We start from the raw sequence: 17,990 nt of genomic DNA, 5'->3' as shown, positions 1-17,990 counted from the left end.
GTTTATGTGTATCATCATAGGCATTTAAAGAAGCGGATGCTTGAGTTGGGTAATAGTAATTTGACTTTTCTTACGCCATAAAATAATGGCAGTAGTAAAACAACCATATAAGACAACGCTAAATGTCTGTGGAAAAAGATGATACAACGGTTTTCCAAAAACCAATATTTGATTTTTACTCAGGAAAAAATGAAGTAAAAATGGGAGTGTAGTCGCCACCCGAAAAATTAGTATACCTGTCACAAACCAAAAATCAGGATCGGTGAGCAATGGTTCTTCTGTTTGGTCAGTGATCATATTTCTTTCGTACAGGTAAAAGCAGGATATACTGATAAAGAAAAAACTGGCCACACCAATGGTGGTGGATAGTAGAATACTGATGTCTAAAAAAAGGAACAGCCATATGGCGAGCAGCCAGAAAAGCGCAGATGTGCCTATCAGGATCATTTTTTTTACACTTTTTGATTGAATTATCTGGTATAACATGTACCCGTAAAAACTATATTGAACCATCGCAATAGATAAATAGATATGCGAATTTTTAGCTACACTTTCGTTTGGTGGAAGTGCAAAATAAACCCCACCAAGTTCTCCCAGTAGGATAAAAGTTACAACCGGAATAAAATAAACATAACGGGTATTTTTTATATATCTGTAATTCCAGACAGCGGTAATCAGAGTAATCGCTTCTACAATATGGTTACTGATGATTTTCATTTGTTGATAGCCTTTCAGGCTCTTGATACAAATGAATATATAAAAAACGGCTGTGTTTCCGCAACCGTTTTTTCACCCATTTTTTGGGCCATATAAATGGGATCAATTATTAGACACTTGTTTTTTTGATATCAGCAATTGTTGTTGTATCAATGCATTCTTTTTAAAAGACGACAACTCTGTGTCTAGTTGAGTCTTTTCCTGGTCGGTTAATTCACCCCCAATGCTCTTTAGGTCTGGTTTACCAGCATTTACCCAGGCCGTGTACCAGAAATCAGCGATCATATCAGCAGACTGTAATAGCCGGTCATTGATACTGGTTTTTAATGAAGCGGCATATGCTTTGGCAAATTCGGAAGTATAGCTTTTCGATTCTACTCCCCGTCTAATCTGTATCCTGTATTTCTTTTCATCTGTAAATGTTTTAGATACTTCTTTTTCTTTGGTCAGCATTTCAGGTACCATATTGAATCCTGATCTAACTGCTTTCCAGATGGCAGTGGCGGGGTCTTTGAGGTAGGTAGCCTGGTGCGATGAATACAAATTATAATTACCAATTTCAATTTCCGGGATCATCGATTCCCATAAACTATGTAATCCTTTCTGGTTGGTTAACTGACCATCATAGTTAACCGTTGTATGCAGGGGCACATGTGCATCTCCTATATAATGCCCCAGATCGGCAGCGTAAAAAAGAATGCTGTCTTTATTTTTCATTTTGAAGGCTTGGGTCAGTTTGCCCTGCATATATATAATATGGTATGGCACATATCCATATTTTAACAGGCTGTCTTTTGAATATTGCTTGATGGCTTTTTGCCAGTCCATGGGCATTTTATGCGCTGCATCTTCGCCATACATTTCAAGATCAATAAAATGTTTAGTAGCTTCTGTACTGTCCTCATTTCTTCTTTGATCCGGGCGAGGAGCATTTTGTACAAGATTCGCCATGTTCTTATAAAAGAAGGGTCTTATAGGCTCCGGTAACTCATAAATGGCCAGTTGATGTATGGTTCTGTGAACAAGGAACCCCCATCCTGAACCAACAATCAATAAAATCACTAAAACAGGAAGTAATAATAGCTTAATAGACCTTTTCATACATCAATTTTTAAAAACCGGTTGCGAAAATAGCATATTCGGTTTCATATCCTGTAATATTTGGGCTGTATGGGCTACTAATTCGCTGTTGATGGCGATTTATTACCTTCATCACCTGAAACAGTTTCACAGACCTTAACCAAACATGAATATGAGTAAGATTCTCGAACTACAGGCATTAAGAAAATATTATGCCACTCAGAAAGCGGTGGATGATATCAGTTTTTCCATTGAAAAAGGAAGCATTTTTGGTTTACTCGGCCCCAACGGTGCAGGTAAAACAACCTTGTTGCGTATGATCACCGGGATATTTTATCCTGATATGGGTGACATTATATTTGATGGGAAAAAGTTTGACCCCATCAACGACATACAGCAAATTGGCTATATGCCTGAGGAAAGAGGACTGTATAAAAAAATGAAAATCGGCGAACAGGCACTTTACCTGGCCCAGTTAAAAGGACTGAGTAAGGTTGAAGCCATGGAGAAAATCAAGTTTTGGTTTAAGAAGCTTGAAATGGAAACCTGGTGGAATAAAAAAGTAGAGGATCTGAGTAAGGGTATGAGCCAGAAACTACAGTTTGTAACCACTGTATTACATGAACCTAAACTCATCATTTTGGATGAGCCTTTCAGTGGTCTTGATCCATTAAATGCAAACCTGATTAAAGATGAAATATTCGGACTGGCGCAAAGAGGTTCTACCGTCATTTTCAGTACCCACCGCATGGAACAGGTAGAAGAAATATGTGATCATATCGTATTGGTGAATCTCGGAAAAAAAGTACTCGATGGCTCTGTTGCAGGAATCAAACAAAGTTTCAAAGAGAATAAGTTCAGTATAAAGATTCAGGGCGATAATATCAATGCCAGCAGCCAGGCTTTCAGTATTCTGGAAGATAAAGACAATGGCTATGTGCTGAAAATCAATGAAGGGTTTAAAAGCAATGATATCCTGCTGCATTTTCTACAGCAAGGTGTTACCGTAGAAGCATTTAATGAAATTCTTCCATCACTGAATGAAATATTCATCCGTCTGGTAGAAGGCAGCAGTGCCAGAACCAGGTCATTTCAGCAGGTAGATTAATCAGTTTCCCTTTCAACCAACTAACTACATAACTTATGAATAAAATATTATTAGTAGCCAGAAGAGAGTTTCTTACCAGGGTTCAGAAAAAAACCTTTTTACTTACCACAATCGGTGTGCCCGTTCTCATATTTGCTTTTTATGCGGTGATGATTTTCTTCAGTGTAAAATCAACCGATAATTTCAAGATTGCTGTATCAGATAATGCCAATGTTTTTAATGGAGAAATAGGTGCCAAGAAGAGTAGTGACCTGGTTTTTGAATTTGTAAAAGATGACACATCTGTGTTAAAAACAAAACTAGAGCAAAAAGAATACGATGCTTACCTCTATGTTCCCGATAGTTATTCTATAACTGGTAAAACAACCGATTCGCTGCAGTTCAGATCTGCCAAAACGGTTGGTATCATGACCCGCGAGAAAATTGAAAACCGAATCAGTAAAAGCCTTGAAGAGAAACGACTGATGGCGATGAATATTTCTAAAGCTCAGTTAGACAGTATCCAGGATCAGAAAGAATCTATTACTTTCTCCAGTTCTTCAGGTAAAACCGAAAACCAGGCCAAAGTAGGGCTGAGTTATGGGGTGGGTTTTGTTTCAGGTTTTATGATCTATATCATCCTCTTTATTTACGGAACCATGGTAATGAGAGGAGTAGTAGAAGAAAAAGTAAGCCGTATTGCAGAAGTCATCATCAGCAGTGTAAAACCTTTTCAGTTGATGATGGGAAAAATTGTAGGTATTGGTGCTGTAGGATTATTACAGTTCATAATATGGGGTGTACTGATTTTTGCCATACAGCTACTGATCCCGGTATTATTTCCGCAGTTATTTGAACAGATGCAATCGCAACCCGTACAACCCGGTATGATGGCTGCAGCAGAAACAGCCAAACAGTCTGGTGCGCTGAGTGGTATAATGGCAGGTTTAAATGAAATCAACTTCCCGCTGATCATTGGCTGTTTTGCCTTTTATTTCCTCGGAGGATATTTCATGTATGCGTCATTATTTGCAGCCGTTGGTAGTGCAGCGAATGAAGATATGCAGGATGCACAGAGCTTATTGTTACCTATCATGATGCCAATCATCTTCGCGATTGTGATTATGATGCAGGCTGTAAATAATCCAAATGGTAGTCTGGCCGTTTTCGGAAGCCTGTTCCCGCTCACATCACCTATTGTAATGATGGCAAGAGTGGCACACGGTATACCAGATGGGGTCACTGTATTTCAATTAATATTGAGTATGGTATTTCTCATACTAGGTTTCTTTGGAACCACCTGGCTTGCAGCCAAAATATACCGCACCGGTATCCTCATGTATGGTAAAAAAGTTACCTGGAAAGAATTGTGGAAATGGGCGGTGAAAAAGAATTAGAATAAGAAATAAGGAATAAAAAATAAGGAATCAGAAAGGGAAATTCTCCTTTCGGATTCCTTATTTTTTATTCCTTATTCCTCTGTTTAAATAGCCAGGTTTAGCAGTAAAACCCCTATAATCCCCAACACCGATATAACGGCTTCCATAACAGACCAGGACAGAAATGTTTGTTTGAGGGTGAGGTTAAAAAATTCTTTGAACATCCAGAAGCCTGAATCGTTAATATGAGAACCGAATACACTACCGGTTCCGATGGCGAGCACCATGAGTTCGGGTGATACATTACCTGTAGCTACCAACGGCGTTACAACACTTGCAGCCGTGATGCCTGCAACGGTGGCAGAACCAATGGCAATCCTCAGTAATGCAGTAACTACCCACGCAAAAATCAATGGAGGCATCTGCCATTTACTGCTGAAAGCGGCAATGTACTGATCTGTCCCACTGTCTTGTAATACCTGTTTGAAAATACCTCCTGCAGTAATAATGAGCAAGATAACAGCGATACCTGAAATAGCTTCATTCAGCCATTTGGTGATGGTCTCCATACTATTGCCCCTCTTTAATCCAAAAACAGCAATAGCAAGAAATACGGATAGCAATAATGCAATTGTTGGGTCGCCTACAAATACCAACACTTTCTTTAATAGCTGATCAGGCAAAAAATAATTTGCCATAACTGCGGTGGTAATCAATATTACAGGTAAAAGGCCAATTAGGAAGCTGGGTAAAGCAGCCGGTAATTCTTTGGTATTTTTTTCATCAGTGCTGAATAAAAAAGATTTGATATTTACTTCTGTATTCTTCAATAATCGACCCAGCAGTGGGCCTGCAACAATGACTACCGGAATGGTAATGATGAGTCCATAAATCAATGTTTTGCCCATATCAGCCTTAAATGCGTTTACAAGAAAGACCGGACTGGGGTGGGGAGGAAGAAAACAGTGAGTGGTTGATAAAGAAGCAGCCATAGGGATAGCTACATATAGCAATGGTAGTTTTGCTTTATGAGCAATGGAAAAAACAAGTGGTACCAATATCACAAAACCTGCATTGTAATACAGTGGAATGCCAATAAAAAAGCCGGTAAGCATAATCGCCCATTGAATATTCTTTTCTCCAAAACCACTAATCAGTGTTCTGGCTATTTTCTCAGCGGCACCACCTGTTTCCAGTATTTTACCGAGTATAGCACCCAGACAAATGATCAAAGCAAGTCCACCCAACGTATTCGCAACACCTTTTTCTACTGATTTTATGATCTGCATAGGTTCCATACCAAGAAAAATACCAGACAATATTGCAACGATCAGCAGGGATAAAAACGGACTTACTTTTTTATAAGTCAGAAAAAGTTGCAGACAGATAGCGAAAAAAATGACAAGCAGTTCCATAGGGTTAAATTAGGATGGATGTTTTATTTTTTTGCCGGAATACCCAAAATGGCATGAAAAGCAGGTTTGGGTTGTTTGTTTCTGTTCCATAACAAAGTATAATTCGTACGATTCGGTATAGGATAATCGTTTTTCCAGCTCATACCATCATGAATACCCCAGCAGGTAACCCGGGCTATTTTATCTTTTTTCCTGTAAAAGATATCAAACAATTCTTTGTAACGATTGGTTAATTGCTGTTCTACATCATCTGGCAATCCTTTTTGGTAAGGATCAAAAAATGTTTTGAATTCTTCCAGTTGAAACTGCCTGTCGCTCATACCCTGTCCAATAATTTGTCCTTCTTTGGTGAGTGGTAGCACATCCACATCCAGTTCTGTAATCATTACTTTCAGCCCCGTTGCAGCATAGGCATCGATGGCAGCTTCGATATAATTGTTTTTAGGATAATTAAGACCCCAGTGTCCCTGCATACCAATTCCATCAATCCTGATGCCTTCCATTTGCAACATCTTTACCATTCGAACAATACCATCTCTTTTGGCAGGTCGCCATGCATTGAAATCATTATAGTACAATTCAGTATCTGGTGCATATTGACTGGCAAATTTGAATGCATATTTTACTAGGGTATCTCCATTGCCAAAAGCATTTATCCAACTGGTAGGTCTGTAACTTCCATCATTATCAATTACTTCATTTACCACATCCCAGGCATGGACTCTGCCGGCATAGCGACCCGCTACTTTTTCAATATGGCTTCTTAATCGTTCAATTTGTTCCGCTTTACTGTTGGGTTTTCCAATGGCATTGGTAAAGAACCAGGCAGGCACCTGATTATGCCAAACGAGTGTATGCCCCACAATAAACATTTTATGTGCTTCGCCAAAAGACACAAATGCATCAGCAGCGCCGAAATTGAAAACACCGGGCTGCGGATTAATCAAAGCAGCTTTCATTGAGTTTTCAAGTGTAATACTGTTGAACTGTTTTACAACAATTTCCTGTGATAATCGATCAGTGCCTGAAACAATGGCATCGTTTACGGCTGTACCCATCAGGAATGCATCCTTGTAAGCTTCTTTCAATGAGGTAACAGCCTGTTGAGGTTTATTTGTAAAACTAAATGCACCATACAAAATAGCAAGGCACAAAACAAAATTGATCCGGTTTTTATTCATGTGGCAGCAATTGTAATTGTGTCAGGCAACTGAATTAATCAGTGTACCGATTGAACTGATACTTATTCTAATTTCATCATCACTCTGCAAAGTGAAACTACTATCTGGTACAATTCCAGTACCGGTCATAATAAGGCAACCGAAAGGGAAAGAGGCTTCACGGTATACAAATGAAACCAGTTCTTCGGGTGTTCGTTTCATTTGGGCAAGTGTTATAGCGCCACTAAAAACGATATTGTTGTTACGAAGAATCGTTAGCGAAATTTCTGTATGCTGATCAATTGGCTGATCACTAAGATAAATGCCGGGTCCGATGGCTGCACATGCATCATATGTTTTGGCCTGCGGCAAATACAAAGGATTTTCTCCTTCAATACTTCTGCTGCTCATATCATTACCAATGGTATAACCAATGATCTTGCCAGAAGATGTTACAACTAGCGTTAATTCCGGTTCGGGAACATCCCAGGTACTGTCTTTCCGGATTCTTACTTTTTGGCCATGACCTACCACACGATGTGGTGTTGCTTTAAAGAAAACTTCAGGTCTTTCGGCTTCATACACTTTTGCATAAAAATCGGCGCCTCCACTGTCTTTGCTTTCTTCCTGCCTGCCTATCTTACTTCTTAAATAAGTTACGCCACAGGCCCATAGTTCCTGCTGTTGTCCAATGGGGGCCTTTAACGAAGATTCATCCAATGCGTGAACAGGTGAGGCTTTCCCTGATTTTATCCAGGATGCCGCTTTTGCTAAAACATCATCATCATTGATAAACCTGTTCCAGTCTTCTCCTTGTATTAAATATAACTGATCATGTTGCTCCAGAGCAATGCCATTGACTAATTGATAAGCCTTCATATTTTTATTTTAGATCGATGCGCAATACACGCATATCGTTGGTGATAAATAAAGTTTTTTCATCGTCAGACAGCGCCACATTTGAAGCAGCTTCATCGAGTTTTATTTTGCCGAGTAAAACAGCTTTACTATTGAACATCCAGATACCACCCGGTCCTGTTGCAAATACAATTCCGTTGCTGTTTATTTTTAACCCATCTGGTAAACCTTTAGCGCCCTTTTGCATTTGGGCTGTATAAAAGATTCTCCCATTTTTGAGTTCATCGCCACTTACATCATAGATATACCAGTTAGGTTTAACCGGATCGGAACAGGCGATGATCAGTTGTTTTTCACCCGGGAAAAAAGCGATACCATTGGGACGTGTAATACTATCTGTTAAAAGCGTTACGACCCCATTTTTTTTTCGGTTGTACACACCATTAAATGGTATTTCTTTTTCCGGATCACGATCATTCTGCATGGGTAAACCATAAGGAGGGTCCGTAAAAAAAAGATCACCCCGTTTGTTATACACGGCATCATTCGGACTACTGAAACGTTTGCCTTTGTAATGATAAGCCAGCCGCAGAAAATGAGCTTCAGGTTTATCAAGACCAGATGTCATTACAGCCATCTGTCTGTTTCCGTGTTGACATAGCACAAGATTGCCCTGGTGATCCAATAATAATCCGTTGCTGCCAGGCTCTTTACTTTTTGATGAAGTGCCTGTAAATCCTGATGGCTGCAGATAAATTTCCTTGCCTTTTTCTGCTGTCCACTTATAAATGGTATTGGTGGGTACATCAGAGAATAAAAGCATTTTATATCGTTTTATCCATAATGGCCCCTCGCTCCATTCAAAACCTTCGGCAATGATGTCGGCTTTACTGTTTTTATCGATTACCTGATCAAGTGCAGGATCAATAGATTCAATGCTGCCAGTAGTTTTGTATTGGCCAGATGCAAAAGCTGTAGCCAATAAACCAATCATAAAAGCTGTAGTCTTTTTCATAATGCGCACTTAATGTGAATCTCTTGTTACAACGGAACCGGAACTTCCCTGAAGGAAATCGAGATCTGCACCTTTATCGGAACCCATCACATGTTTAATGTATAAACTCACATAACCTCTTGTGGCAGCAGGGGCTGGCGCTGTCCAGTTCAACCTTCTTCTGGTAAGTTCTTCATCGGTTACTTCAAGGTGTAATTTTCTTTGTTCAACATCTAATTCAATCATGTCTCCATTCTGTACAAGTGCTAGGTTGCCACCAATGGCCGATTCAGGTGAAACATGCAGTATGGCCGTACCATAAGCGGTGCCACTCATTCTTCCGTCACTGATACGAACCATATCTCTGACTCCCTTTTCCAGTATTTTCTTTGGTAAAGCCATATTGCCTACTTCAGGCATACCCGGATAGCCTACAGGCCCCACATATTTTAAAACCATCACACAGTTTTCGTCAATATCCAGTTCAGGGTCATCGATTCTGGCATTATAATCTTCAATGCTCTCAAATACAACGGCTCTTCCTTTATGCTTCATTAAATGGGGAGAAGCGGCAGAAGGTTTTATGACGGCGCCATTCATGGCAAGATTGCCTTTTACTACCACGCAGCCAGCTTCGGCAATTAAAGGTTGCTCATATGGGGCAATCACTTCCTGGTTGTAACAATCTGTTTGTCCTGCAATATTCTCTTGATGATTTTTTCCGGTTACAGTGATTACATTTTTATGTAACAGGTCTCTTAATTCGTGCAATACAACAGGTAGCCCTCCTGCATAATAAAAATCCTCCATCAGAAATTTTCCGGAAGGCATCAGGTTAACCAATAAGGGAACTTTGCTACCCAGTTTATCAAAATCATCCAGGTGTAGATCTACACCAATTCTGCCAGCAATAGCCATCAGGTGAATAATAAAATTGGAAGAACCACCCACGGCTGCATTTACCTTGATGGCATTTTCAAATGCCTCACGGGTCAATATTTTATCAATGGTAAGATTTTCTTTTACCATCTGTACAATCCTTCTTCCACTAAGTTGCGCCATTACTTTTTTTCTGGAATCGGCTGCTGGTATGGCGGCTGCCCCACTAAGTGTAAGTCCGAGAGATTCTACCATACAGGCCATCGTTGAAGCGGTACCCATTGTCATACAATGGCCAATACTTCTGCTCATGCAACTCTCCGCGTATTCACATTCTTCCTGTGTCATTTTTCCGGTCTTCATGTCTTCGTCAAACTTCCATACATGTGTGCCGCTGCCAATTGTCTGTCCTTTGTGCCTGCCATTGAGCATAGGGCCGCCGGGAACAACAATGGTGGGCAAACCTACACTGGCTGCACCCATAACGGTAGAGGGTGTTGTTTTATCGCAGCCAGTTAAAAGCACCACGCCATCAATCGGATTCCCGCGAATGGATTCTTCAGTGTCCATACTTGCCAGGTTACGGAAAAGCATGGCGGTTGGTTTCAGCAGTGTTTCTCCCAAGCTCATGATGGGAAACTCTAAAGGAAAACCACCTGCTTCCAGTACACCTTTTTTTACCGCTTCTGCATGATCTCGAAAATGAGCGTTGCAGGGAGTGAGTTCACTGAAAGTATTGCAAATACCAATCACCGGTCGCCCATCGAACATATCAGTGGGCATACCCTGGTTCTTCATCCAGCTTCGATAAATAATTCCGTCTTTATTTTTCTTTCCAAACCAATCCTGGCTGCGCAGTTTTTTTGACATGGCTATATGTTTTGTTTATCGTCTTTCGTTTTTATGGCATCACCTGTTGCGTCGCACACTTGAACAGTTCTAACATTAGTCAGTACTCAGCTCAACTCTTTTTCCTGTTCGCATAGCTTCATAAATGGCCTGCAGGTACTTTACATCTCTTCTTCCCATTTCTCCGGGTACAATTGATGGTATATTGTTCTTAATAGATAAAGCAATAGCATCCAGTTGTCTGGCCTGCTGATTTACCTGTGGAAAGTTCATCACACCGGCAGGAGTCTTACCCTGTAATCCATTATAATTGTAAGCAGTGGTAAGCTCAAAAATGCCTTGAGCTGTTTCTGCTTTGAGAAAATTCATGTTGTCGTCATAACTCGCAAAACCATTCCCAATAAGTCCGTTTGAAAATTCAAATTGCCAGCTCAACGATTGTTCAACTTCACTAAACCTGGTTAGGTCTGTTTTCTTTCCTTCCTGAGCAGTAACAGCAATAGGTAGCATACCAGTCGTATAACACATACCCTGAACAGCATAAATGCCCAGATCCATCAAAGGTCCGCCACCGGCATATTTGTGTTGTAAGCGCCATTGGTTAGGGGCTGCTTTAAATCCAAATCCCCCACTAATTTTTTTTATCTCTCCAAATTTTCTGGAAGTACCCAGCTTAACCATTTCAAGATTATAAGGCTCAAAATGCAAACGGTACCCTATAGAAAGAAATTTATCGGCTTTTTTGGCAGCACTAATCATGCGATCACAATCTGCAACGGTAATAGCCATTGGTTTCTCGCAGATCACATGCTTGCCTGCTTCAAAACCACGAATGGTATATTCAGCATGCATATTATTTGGTAACACGACATAAATCACATCTATATCAGGATTGTCTTTTAACTGATCATAGTTATGGTAACTGTAAATATTTTTTTCTGGTATTTTATATTTTTTTGTCCAGGTTGGAATTTTTGAAGGGGTTCCCGTCACAATACCTGCCAGAAAACAATGTTCTGTTTCCAACAATGCAGGACCCAATTGGCCAGTAGCATACCCGCCTAAACCAACCAGCGCAATACCCAATTTTTTATTCTGTTGCATTTTTTTTTGTTTTGAAAAAAACGGATGAGTTAAATCTCCACCAGTCAGTAAAGGCAGACCTAATCCGGCAAGCCCTAAATTGCTGAGAAATTTCCGCCGTGAAGGTTGGTAACGATTAACCATAGCAAATTGTGTTACGTAATATAATCGTTATTTTAAAAATGAGTTGCAGATTTCATAGGTATAATTACATCTGCTTCTATTGCAGCTGAAAGGATAATGTGTTTGCGTACACAATTACATTTGTTGCATCGAAAATTCAGGTATAAAAAATGCAAAAGGTTGAATTGTAGTGCTTTACGATTTAGTATTGCATTGTATTTGCAGAATTATATCACTATAAAATGCAACTCTAAATACAAGTTGCATCTTATAAAGCACAGATGCCCATATGTATGCAAATTGAATTTTCGGGTTGCACACAACCACCGAATATTTTGGGAATATACTTTTGTAGGAGAATCGTTTTATAATGGCAAACAAACTGAAGCAGTAATATATCCCAATTGTTCTTCCTGCACCTTCAGGTTGGCATTTTTGCCATATAGAATAAACAATCTTTTCCTGGTTTCATCGAGTGCCGAAGACTCATTTTCAAGATAAGAAGAAAGATTTCCCTGACTTACTACACCAAAACAATGTACTTCATCCTTATACTCGGAATATAGTTCAAGATGGCTGTTTTGATTACTTATATTGATGCCATACTTAATTGCATTTTCAACGAGGTGCTGAATCACCATAGCAGGAACAGGCTGGTCAAGCGTATCATCATCTATTCTGTACTGCACTTGCATCTGATCTGAAAACCGTACTTGCTCCAGTGAAATATAATCTTTGATAATGGATAGCTCTTTTTCGAAAAGTGTTTTCTCCGCCTTGTCCACCTGTATACTACTGCGTAGAATATTACTGAGCATGGTAATTGCCGTTCTGGCTCTTACAGGGTTTTCTGTCACAAGAGAACGAATACTGTTTAAGCCATTGAATAAAAATTGTGGATTGATATGAGATTTAATGGTAGTAATCTCCAACTCTTTCAACAGATTTTCCAATTTTGCCTGTTCTATATTCTGTTGCCTTGTTTTTTGAATATAATGGTAAGTGAAATAAAGTAAGTTCCATATCAATACAAAATGAAAATAAGAAAATGCAAAACGGATAGCGATATTCAAAAAAGAAAATTCAGAAAGGTTCACTGATTGTATCCGTAATAACATTTCAGTTGTTACTATGCAGAGACCAATGAGAAAAGAAAAGAGCAATGACAATAATGTTAACGAGATCAGTTGTTTTTTAAAATTAAGCTGTAGGATTTTTGTCTGCTGAATCACCATTCGCATTAAATGTGTAAGCCAAAAACCAATAAAGACATGTGTTAGTAGCTGCTCAAAAAAATTCGGTTGAGGTTCAATACGAATAGATAAGTAAAAGAAAATATAGATCAGGCAATACAGGGTCCATCCGGTGATCTGAAAAATCCAGTATGTTTTTTTGTGACTGCTCATCGGGGTCTAAGATATTAAATATGCTTTTATGTACAGATTATAGTGTATATACGGTTTTTGACCCCCTTTTAGCGGTGAATGGGCTGCTGGTGTATTATTATATGAAACTTCGTGATTTATCTATAAATTTCATCCTCAATCATTCACCCTTATGAAGAAAAATAGTTGTTTTTTATTGCTGTTGTCACTTTTCGGAGCCACTGTAAGTTTTGCACAGGTTAAAGAAGAGTGGAACAACATTTTCAAATTAATCAATGAAGAAGTTCAGAAAAACTCAAAAGCTTATCCCACTTTAAAAGAAGCTACAGAAACCATCGGACACCGATTAACAGGGTCAAAAAATGGCGAAAAAGCCGAAGCGTATGCGTTTCAGTTGCTGAAATCTTACGGTTTCAAAGATGTACGCTACCAACCTTTTGAAGTAGAGAGCTGGAGTAGGGGAACACTAAGTGTACATACCGGAACCAATACAAATACACTCAAAGAAGTAAAATCGGTAACACTGGCGCATTCGCCAGTAGCTGCAGATATTACACTCGAAGTCGCCGACATGGGAAATGGTCTGGAAGAAGATTACCTGGCCAGTCCCGGAAAAACAGAAGGTAAAATTGCACTGGTATACCTGGGCGTATTACCGGGTTCAAAGCCAGGTACCAGAAGTTTACATCGTTCTGAAAAAACGGCACTGGCAACAAAGTATGGAGCTAAAGGTATTATTATTATTAATACAGCCGATGGTGGTATCCTGCTTACAGGTACTGCTTCGGTAACAGGAAAGCTGATACCTATTCCGGCAGTATGCATAGGAAAAGAAGATGGTATGGCTTTTAAAACTGAAGTAGCAAAAGCGAAACAGTTTGCGCATATCAAAATGACCAATTTCTCGGGTATGATCAAAGCGAGAAATGTAGTAGCTACCATTAAAGGCAAAACAAAACCCAACGAAAAAATTGTAGTCGGTGGTCACCTGGATAGCTGGGATCTTGCAACAGGTGCTATTGATAATGGTATCGGCTCATTCTCGGTGCTTGATATGGCACGTACTTTTAAAGTGTTGAAATTGCAACCCCAGCGCACCATCGAATTTGTGATGTTTATGGGTGAAGAAGAAGGACTGCTGGGTTCAAAAGCATATGTGGCAGCTGCTATAAAAGACAAAAGTATTGACCAGATCAGGTACATGCTCAATTATGATATGACCAATGATCCCAAAGGATATTCCACCACAGCAGAAGAAAGCCGTGAACTGTTTCAGGGAATTGGTGCCATTGCTAAAAGTATTGATACCAGTTTTACCAACCAGTTCAGAAGCGGTGCAGGTTTACACAGCGATCACCAACCCTTTATGTTACACGGTGTTCCTACAGGTGGGGCAGCAGGAGGCAGGTTACCCAATAACGCAGGTCCCTGTTATCATGCAGACTGCGATGGGTTTAAACTGGTAGATGAACAGGGTATGAAAAATACGGTTCGTTTTAATGCCATGTTATTGTTTGGGATAGCAGATACAGATATTATCAAAGCCAAACATTTCACCGATGCCGAAACCAGAGATTTTCTCCTGAAAAGCAATCTCAAAGAACCGCTGAAGATAGCGGGGGAATGGCGTTGGGAAGACTAGGGAAACAGAGGAATAACGAACAGAGAAATAAGGAATGAGAAAGTGGGGAAATTTCCACTTTCTCATTCCTTATTTCTTATTTCCTGTTTCTCTGTTTTCAACGCTTGTTCCAGCACTTCTTTCTTTCCATCAATTTTTGATGCATCATACTTCAGGCCGAGTATGGTGGCGATCATGGGGTATACATGTATGTTTTCAAAACCATCCATCTTCAGTCCTTTGTTAAAAGCCGGACCCCAGGTCTGGAAACTGGCGCGCATATCAGGAATGGCAGGATCGTAACCGTGTTTTCCCGGACTGGTGGGTCTACCCTGTCTGCTGAATATTTTTGGGAGACGGGCCATCAGCATAATGTCACCAATTCTGTTGAAACGATCATCAGTTGAACGGTAATGTAATGTTTCCGGCATTTCGTCTTTAAGGTAAACATCGTAATCAACGGCTTCTTTCTTTAATTGTTCGTACATAGCTGGTATGTCAGCTTTATCTTTTGCATAGAGCTGAACTACGGCACTGCCATTATTATGAGAAAATTTCGACTGGTCAATAGAAGCAGGATAAGGAAGAGTATGTTCGTAATCAACCTTCGTCATTCCGTGATCGGCTACAAAAACAAAATTCACCGGTAAACCTGATTTCTCCGCAACAGCATTTAATCTGCCAACACTTTCATCAACAAAATGAACAGCTTCCGCTGTTTCTTTACTGTCTGGTCCATATGTATGTGCTGCATGGTCTACTTCAGGGAAGTAAAAACTGATAAAATGAGGTCTCTTTTCTTCCGGTAATGCCAGCCATTGTTTTACTTTATCAATACGTGTATCAATGCTTATTTTCTCATTGTAGAAATAATGATAAGTAGGAAGCATGTTTTGAATAGGTGCTTCTGATGCCACCCAGTAAAAGCTGGCCGCAATCATTTGTTGCTGCTCTGCCAGTACCCATAATGGAGTACCGCCGTACCAGTAAGGATCTGCCACCATTTTTTTATCAGACATGGTATAGGTTTGATTTCTTCCTTTATCAAAAAAACTATTGTCTAATAAACCATGATGTGCCGGATATAAACCAGTAACAATGGTATAATGATTGGGAAAAGTAAGTGATGGGAAAGAGGGTGTCATATAAGACGCCGTAACGCCTTTTTTTCGTAGTTGCAACAGATTTTTAGCCTGATATTTTTCTGCAAAATCATGCCTGAATCCATCGGCAGATATGAGTATGACATACGGCTTCTGTTGCTGTACAGGACTATTTACCCTTCCCGGAATAATCTGTTCGGTTGTATCCTGACCTGATGTTGCAACCATCAAAAAGCAACACAGAATAGTATAAGCAAGTCTTTGCATGCATAAGATTTATGAAACAAAGCTAAGCGCTGAGAACTGTATTTTGGGTTAAGCGTATGACTTTACTGTCAATTTTTACCCCATTTATTCTGTAAGGCTGCGGAACAGATAATGGTAATGATGGCTGCTAGCATACCACCGGCCAGGTCTAGCGGAAAATGTTGCGCAAGATATACCCTCGAATAAGCAGCAATTAAAGCATACAATAGGCCAGCAAATACCACCCATTTCTTATCGATCAGTAAACAGGCCATGAGGAAAATGGTAAAAGCAGTAGTGGTATGGCCCGATGGAAAACTATTCATGGTATGCAGATCAACACCTGACACACTGTGAAAAAGGGAGTTGTCTGGAATCGCCAGGGATGGACGTGGCAGACCCTTAAAAAAAACATTCTTACTGAGCTGGGCAATCAGTGTTGAAATAATGATGCAGGCAAAAACCAGTATCCAGTATTTCCTCCGAAATGCCAGTATGAGTAAAGTAACGGGTACCCAGATGATTCCATCACCCAGATAAGTGCAAAATCTGAAGAATTGATCGGCGATTGGGCCAAGATTGGTATTCAACAATAAAAAAGCGTTTTCCTTTCCGTACCATGCCGAAAAACCAAATAAGAGGGCACTCAATAATAGTGTAATGAGTATTGCTGTTTGTAGGCTTTTAGGCATATGTAGCTTTGTCCTGTTCACAAAGCGAAGAAAAGGAAAACGCTGCTAACCTGCAATTCTGTTTATGCTACACCGGCCAGTTCCAGGCTTTTTTTCTTGAGTTTAATGATATCCAGATTATCAATGATCGGATCATTGGTAAGAATAAGTGAAGTGTTGTTTTCTTTCCACCATTCTTCCCCTGTTAATTTGCTTACATGCAATACGCCTACCAGGTATTTTCTTTCAGCTTCTGCATGCCATTCTTCAATCCATTCAAAATCTTCACGTGGAATGTATTTCCAGTCATCAAAACTTACATACACTTTCAGGTAAAAATCGTTGGTCAGGGTATGTGGTTTGTGGTGGTAAAGTTTTTTGTATTCGTATTTATAATTGTAGCGTAAAGCAGCAATATCGCTTAATACGGCAGAAGCAGTAGGGAAACTGCCGGCCCCTTTTCCATAAAAGAACTGTTTATCTGCAAAACCGCTTTCAATAACCACACCATTATATTCATTTTTCACGAAAGAAAGTGGCTCATCCTGTTTTACAAATTGAGGCAATACAAAAGCGGCAACCGAACCGTTCTTTAATTTTTTAGCCTGGGCAATCAGTTTGATGTCGAGGTTTTTTTCCTTGGCCACCAATGCATCACTTAGCTGAATATTCTGGATACCACTGAAGAGTACGTCATTAGGGCTGGTAACAATACCATAAGCATGGTTCAGGAGGATAACCCATTTGTTAAGTGCATCATATCCTTCCACATCTAATTTCGGATTGCTTTCGGCAAAGCCTAATTGCTGAGCAAGTAGAAGAGCCGACTGGAAATCGAGCTTATCCTCAAACATTTTGGTCAGGATAAAATTAGTTGATCCATTAACAATGGCTTTGATAGAATGAAGCAGGTCATTATCGTAATATTCCTCCAGGTTCCTGATGACAGGGATGGAAGCACAGGCGGAAGATTCATATAAAAATGACTGGCCGGTTTGCGCCTGTATTTCGAGCAATTCAGGTAAATGTTCAGCAATCATTTTTTTGCTGGCACTGACTACCGATTTACCGTTGCGTAATGCAGTTGAAACAATCTCAAAAGCGGCATTGGCGTCATCAATTACTTCTACGATTACATTGATCTCAGGATCACTCAGTAACACTTGTCTGTCGGTCGTAAATAAATCAGCAGGAGCATCTCTTTTCTTAGCTGCATTCCTGATACATACTTTTTTGATGCTGGCTTTTAATGAAGGTGTTTGCTGTAATACTTTGTACAAGCCTTCACCTACTACGCCAAATCCAAATAATCCAATCGTTAACTGTTTGTGTGCTTCCAT

General features: G+C 39.8%; 15 protein-coding genes. 3 read left to right on the top strand and 12 right to left on the bottom strand.

Annotated features, from left to right (window positions below):
• Positions 1-24 precede the first annotated feature (24 nt).
• Positions 25-717, bottom strand: coding sequence for a hypothetical protein (locus tag ACH3Z1_RS00330; protein ID WP_490819835.1), 693 nt, complete (start codon positions 715-717; stop codon positions 25-27).
• Positions 718-819: 102 nt separating this feature from the next.
• Positions 820-1,818 (bottom strand): zinc dependent phospholipase C family protein, encoded by a 999-nt coding sequence (locus tag ACH3Z1_RS00325; protein ID WP_490819833.1) that lies wholly within the window; start codon positions 1,816-1,818, stop codon positions 820-822.
• Between the two features lie 151 nt (positions 1,819-1,969).
• Here ACH3Z1_RS00325 and ACH3Z1_RS00320 point away from each other — a divergent pair, with 151 nt between their 5' ends.
• Positions 1,970-2,905, top strand: a complete 936-nt coding sequence (locus ACH3Z1_RS00320; RefSeq protein WP_490819831.1) for an ABC transporter ATP-binding protein — start codon at positions 1,970-1,972, stop codon at positions 2,903-2,905.
• Positions 2,906-2,940: 35 nt separating this feature from the next.
• Positions 2,941-4,281: an ABC transporter permease gene (locus tag ACH3Z1_RS00315; RefSeq protein WP_490819829.1), complete on the top strand. Its 1,341-nt coding sequence runs from the start codon at positions 2,941-2,943 to the stop codon at positions 4,279-4,281.
• Between the two features lie 86 nt (positions 4,282-4,367).
• Here ACH3Z1_RS00315 and ACH3Z1_RS00310 read toward each other — a convergent pair whose 3' ends face one another.
• The 7 genes from ACH3Z1_RS00310 to ACH3Z1_RS00280 all read right to left on the bottom strand — a co-directional run bounded on the left by ACH3Z1_RS00310 (position 4,368) and on the right by ACH3Z1_RS00280 (position 12,697).
• Positions 4,368-5,678, bottom strand: a complete 1,311-nt coding sequence (locus tag ACH3Z1_RS00310) for a gluconate:H+ symporter (RefSeq protein ID WP_490819827.1) — start codon at positions 5,676-5,678, stop codon at positions 4,368-4,370.
• Between the two features lie 23 nt (positions 5,679-5,701).
• Entirely contained in the window at positions 5,702-6,859 is a 1,158-nt protein-coding gene (locus ACH3Z1_RS00305; protein ID WP_490819825.1) for an endo-1,4-beta-xylanase, read from the bottom strand.
• Positions 6,860-6,880: 21 nt separating this feature from the next.
• Positions 6,881-7,717 carry a fumarylacetoacetate hydrolase family protein gene (locus ACH3Z1_RS00300; protein ID WP_490819824.1) on the bottom strand — a complete coding sequence of 279 codons (837 nt, stop codon included), beginning with the start codon at positions 7,715-7,717 and terminating at the stop codon, positions 6,881-6,883.
• A 4-nt stretch (positions 7,718-7,721) separates the two neighbouring features.
• Positions 7,722-8,711: an SMP-30/gluconolactonase/LRE family protein gene (locus ACH3Z1_RS00295; RefSeq protein ID WP_490819823.1), complete on the bottom strand. Its 990-nt coding sequence runs from the start codon at positions 8,709-8,711 to the stop codon at positions 7,722-7,724.
• Between the two features lie 9 nt (positions 8,712-8,720).
• Positions 8,721-10,439 (bottom strand): IlvD/Edd family dehydratase, encoded by a 1,719-nt coding sequence (locus ACH3Z1_RS00290; RefSeq protein WP_490819821.1) that lies wholly within the window; start codon positions 10,437-10,439, stop codon positions 8,721-8,723.
• A 75-nt stretch (positions 10,440-10,514) separates the two neighbouring features.
• Positions 10,515-11,522 carry a Gfo/Idh/MocA family protein gene (locus tag ACH3Z1_RS00285; protein ID WP_490819819.1) on the bottom strand — a complete coding sequence of 336 codons (1,008 nt, stop codon included), beginning with the start codon at positions 11,520-11,522 and terminating at the stop codon, positions 10,515-10,517.
• A 467-nt stretch (positions 11,523-11,989) separates the two neighbouring features.
• The gene (locus tag ACH3Z1_RS00280) at positions 11,990-12,697 is read right to left on the bottom strand and encodes a sensor histidine kinase (RefSeq protein ID WP_490819818.1); all 708 of its coding nucleotides are present in this window, start codon (positions 12,695-12,697) and stop codon (positions 11,990-11,992) included.
• A 484-nt stretch (positions 12,698-13,181) separates the two neighbouring features.
• On the opposite strand from ACH3Z1_RS00280, the gene ACH3Z1_RS00275 reads away from it, so the two are divergent.
• Positions 13,182-14,651 (top strand): M28 family peptidase, encoded by a 1,470-nt coding sequence (locus ACH3Z1_RS00275; RefSeq protein ID WP_490819816.1) that lies wholly within the window; start codon positions 13,182-13,184, stop codon positions 14,649-14,651.
• A gap of 62 nt (positions 14,652-14,713) precedes the next feature.
• On the opposite strand, the gene ACH3Z1_RS00270 is transcribed toward ACH3Z1_RS00275, so the two are convergent.
• The 3 genes from ACH3Z1_RS00270 to ACH3Z1_RS00260 form a co-directional block, all read right to left on the bottom strand.
• Complete coding sequence (locus tag ACH3Z1_RS00270; protein ID WP_490819815.1) at positions 14,714-16,000, bottom strand: alkaline phosphatase family protein; 1,287 nt, start codon at positions 15,998-16,000, stop codon at positions 14,714-14,716.
• Positions 16,001-16,068: 68 nt separating this feature from the next.
• A complete protein-coding gene (locus tag ACH3Z1_RS00265) occupies positions 16,069-16,671 on the bottom strand; it encodes a phosphatase PAP2 family protein (protein WP_490819814.1) in 603 nt (200 codons plus the stop codon).
• 62 nt (positions 16,672-16,733) lie between these two features.
• Positions 16,734-17,990 carry a homoserine dehydrogenase gene (locus ACH3Z1_RS00260; RefSeq protein ID WP_490819813.1) on the bottom strand — a complete coding sequence of 419 codons (1,257 nt, stop codon included), beginning with the start codon at positions 17,988-17,990 and terminating at the stop codon, positions 16,734-16,736.

Source organism: Sediminibacterium sp. FW305-C-49 (assembly GCF_058231085.1).
This window is presented reverse-complemented; position numbering and strand designations above follow the sequence as displayed.

Coding starts and splice junctions, on each gene's coding strand:
- ACH3Z1_RS00330 (WP_490819835.1), bottom strand. CDS start 717: ATGAAAATCATCAGTAACCATATTGTAGAAGCGATTACTCTGATTACC.
- ACH3Z1_RS00325 (WP_490819833.1), bottom strand. CDS start 1,818: ATGAAAAGGTCTATTAAGCTATTATTACTTCCTGTTTTAGTGATTTTA.
- ACH3Z1_RS00320 (WP_490819831.1), top strand. CDS start 1,970: ATGAGTAAGATTCTCGAACTACAGGCATTAAGAAAATATTATGCCACT.
- ACH3Z1_RS00315 (WP_490819829.1), top strand. CDS start 2,941: ATGAATAAAATATTATTAGTAGCCAGAAGAGAGTTTCTTACCAGGGTT.
- ACH3Z1_RS00310 (WP_490819827.1), bottom strand. CDS start 5,678: ATGGAACTGCTTGTCATTTTTTTCGCTATCTGTCTGCAACTTTTTCTG.
- ACH3Z1_RS00305 (WP_490819825.1), bottom strand. CDS start 6,859: ATGAATAAAAACCGGATCAATTTTGTTTTGTGCCTTGCTATTTTGTAT.
- ACH3Z1_RS00300 (WP_490819824.1), bottom strand. CDS start 7,717: ATGAAGGCTTATCAATTAGTCAATGGCATTGCTCTGGAGCAACATGAT.
- ACH3Z1_RS00295 (WP_490819823.1), bottom strand. CDS start 8,711: ATGAAAAAGACTACAGCTTTTATGATTGGTTTATTGGCTACAGCTTTT.
- ACH3Z1_RS00290 (WP_490819821.1), bottom strand. CDS start 10,439: ATGTCAAAAAAACTGCGCAGCCAGGATTGGTTTGGAAAGAAAAATAAA.
- ACH3Z1_RS00285 (WP_490819819.1), bottom strand. CDS start 11,522: ATGCAACAGAATAAAAAATTGGGTATTGCGCTGGTTGGTTTAGGCGGG.
- ACH3Z1_RS00275 (WP_490819816.1), top strand. CDS start 13,182: ATGAAGAAAAATAGTTGTTTTTTATTGCTGTTGTCACTTTTCGGAGCC.
- ACH3Z1_RS00270 (WP_490819815.1), bottom strand. CDS start 16,000: ATGCAAAGACTTGCTTATACTATTCTGTGTTGCTTTTTGATGGTTGCA.
- ACH3Z1_RS00265 (WP_490819814.1), bottom strand. CDS start 16,671: ATGCCTAAAAGCCTACAAACAGCAATACTCATTACACTATTATTGAGT.
- ACH3Z1_RS00260 (WP_490819813.1), bottom strand. CDS start 17,990: ATGGAAGCACACAAACAGTTAACGATTGGATTATTTGGATTTGGCGTA.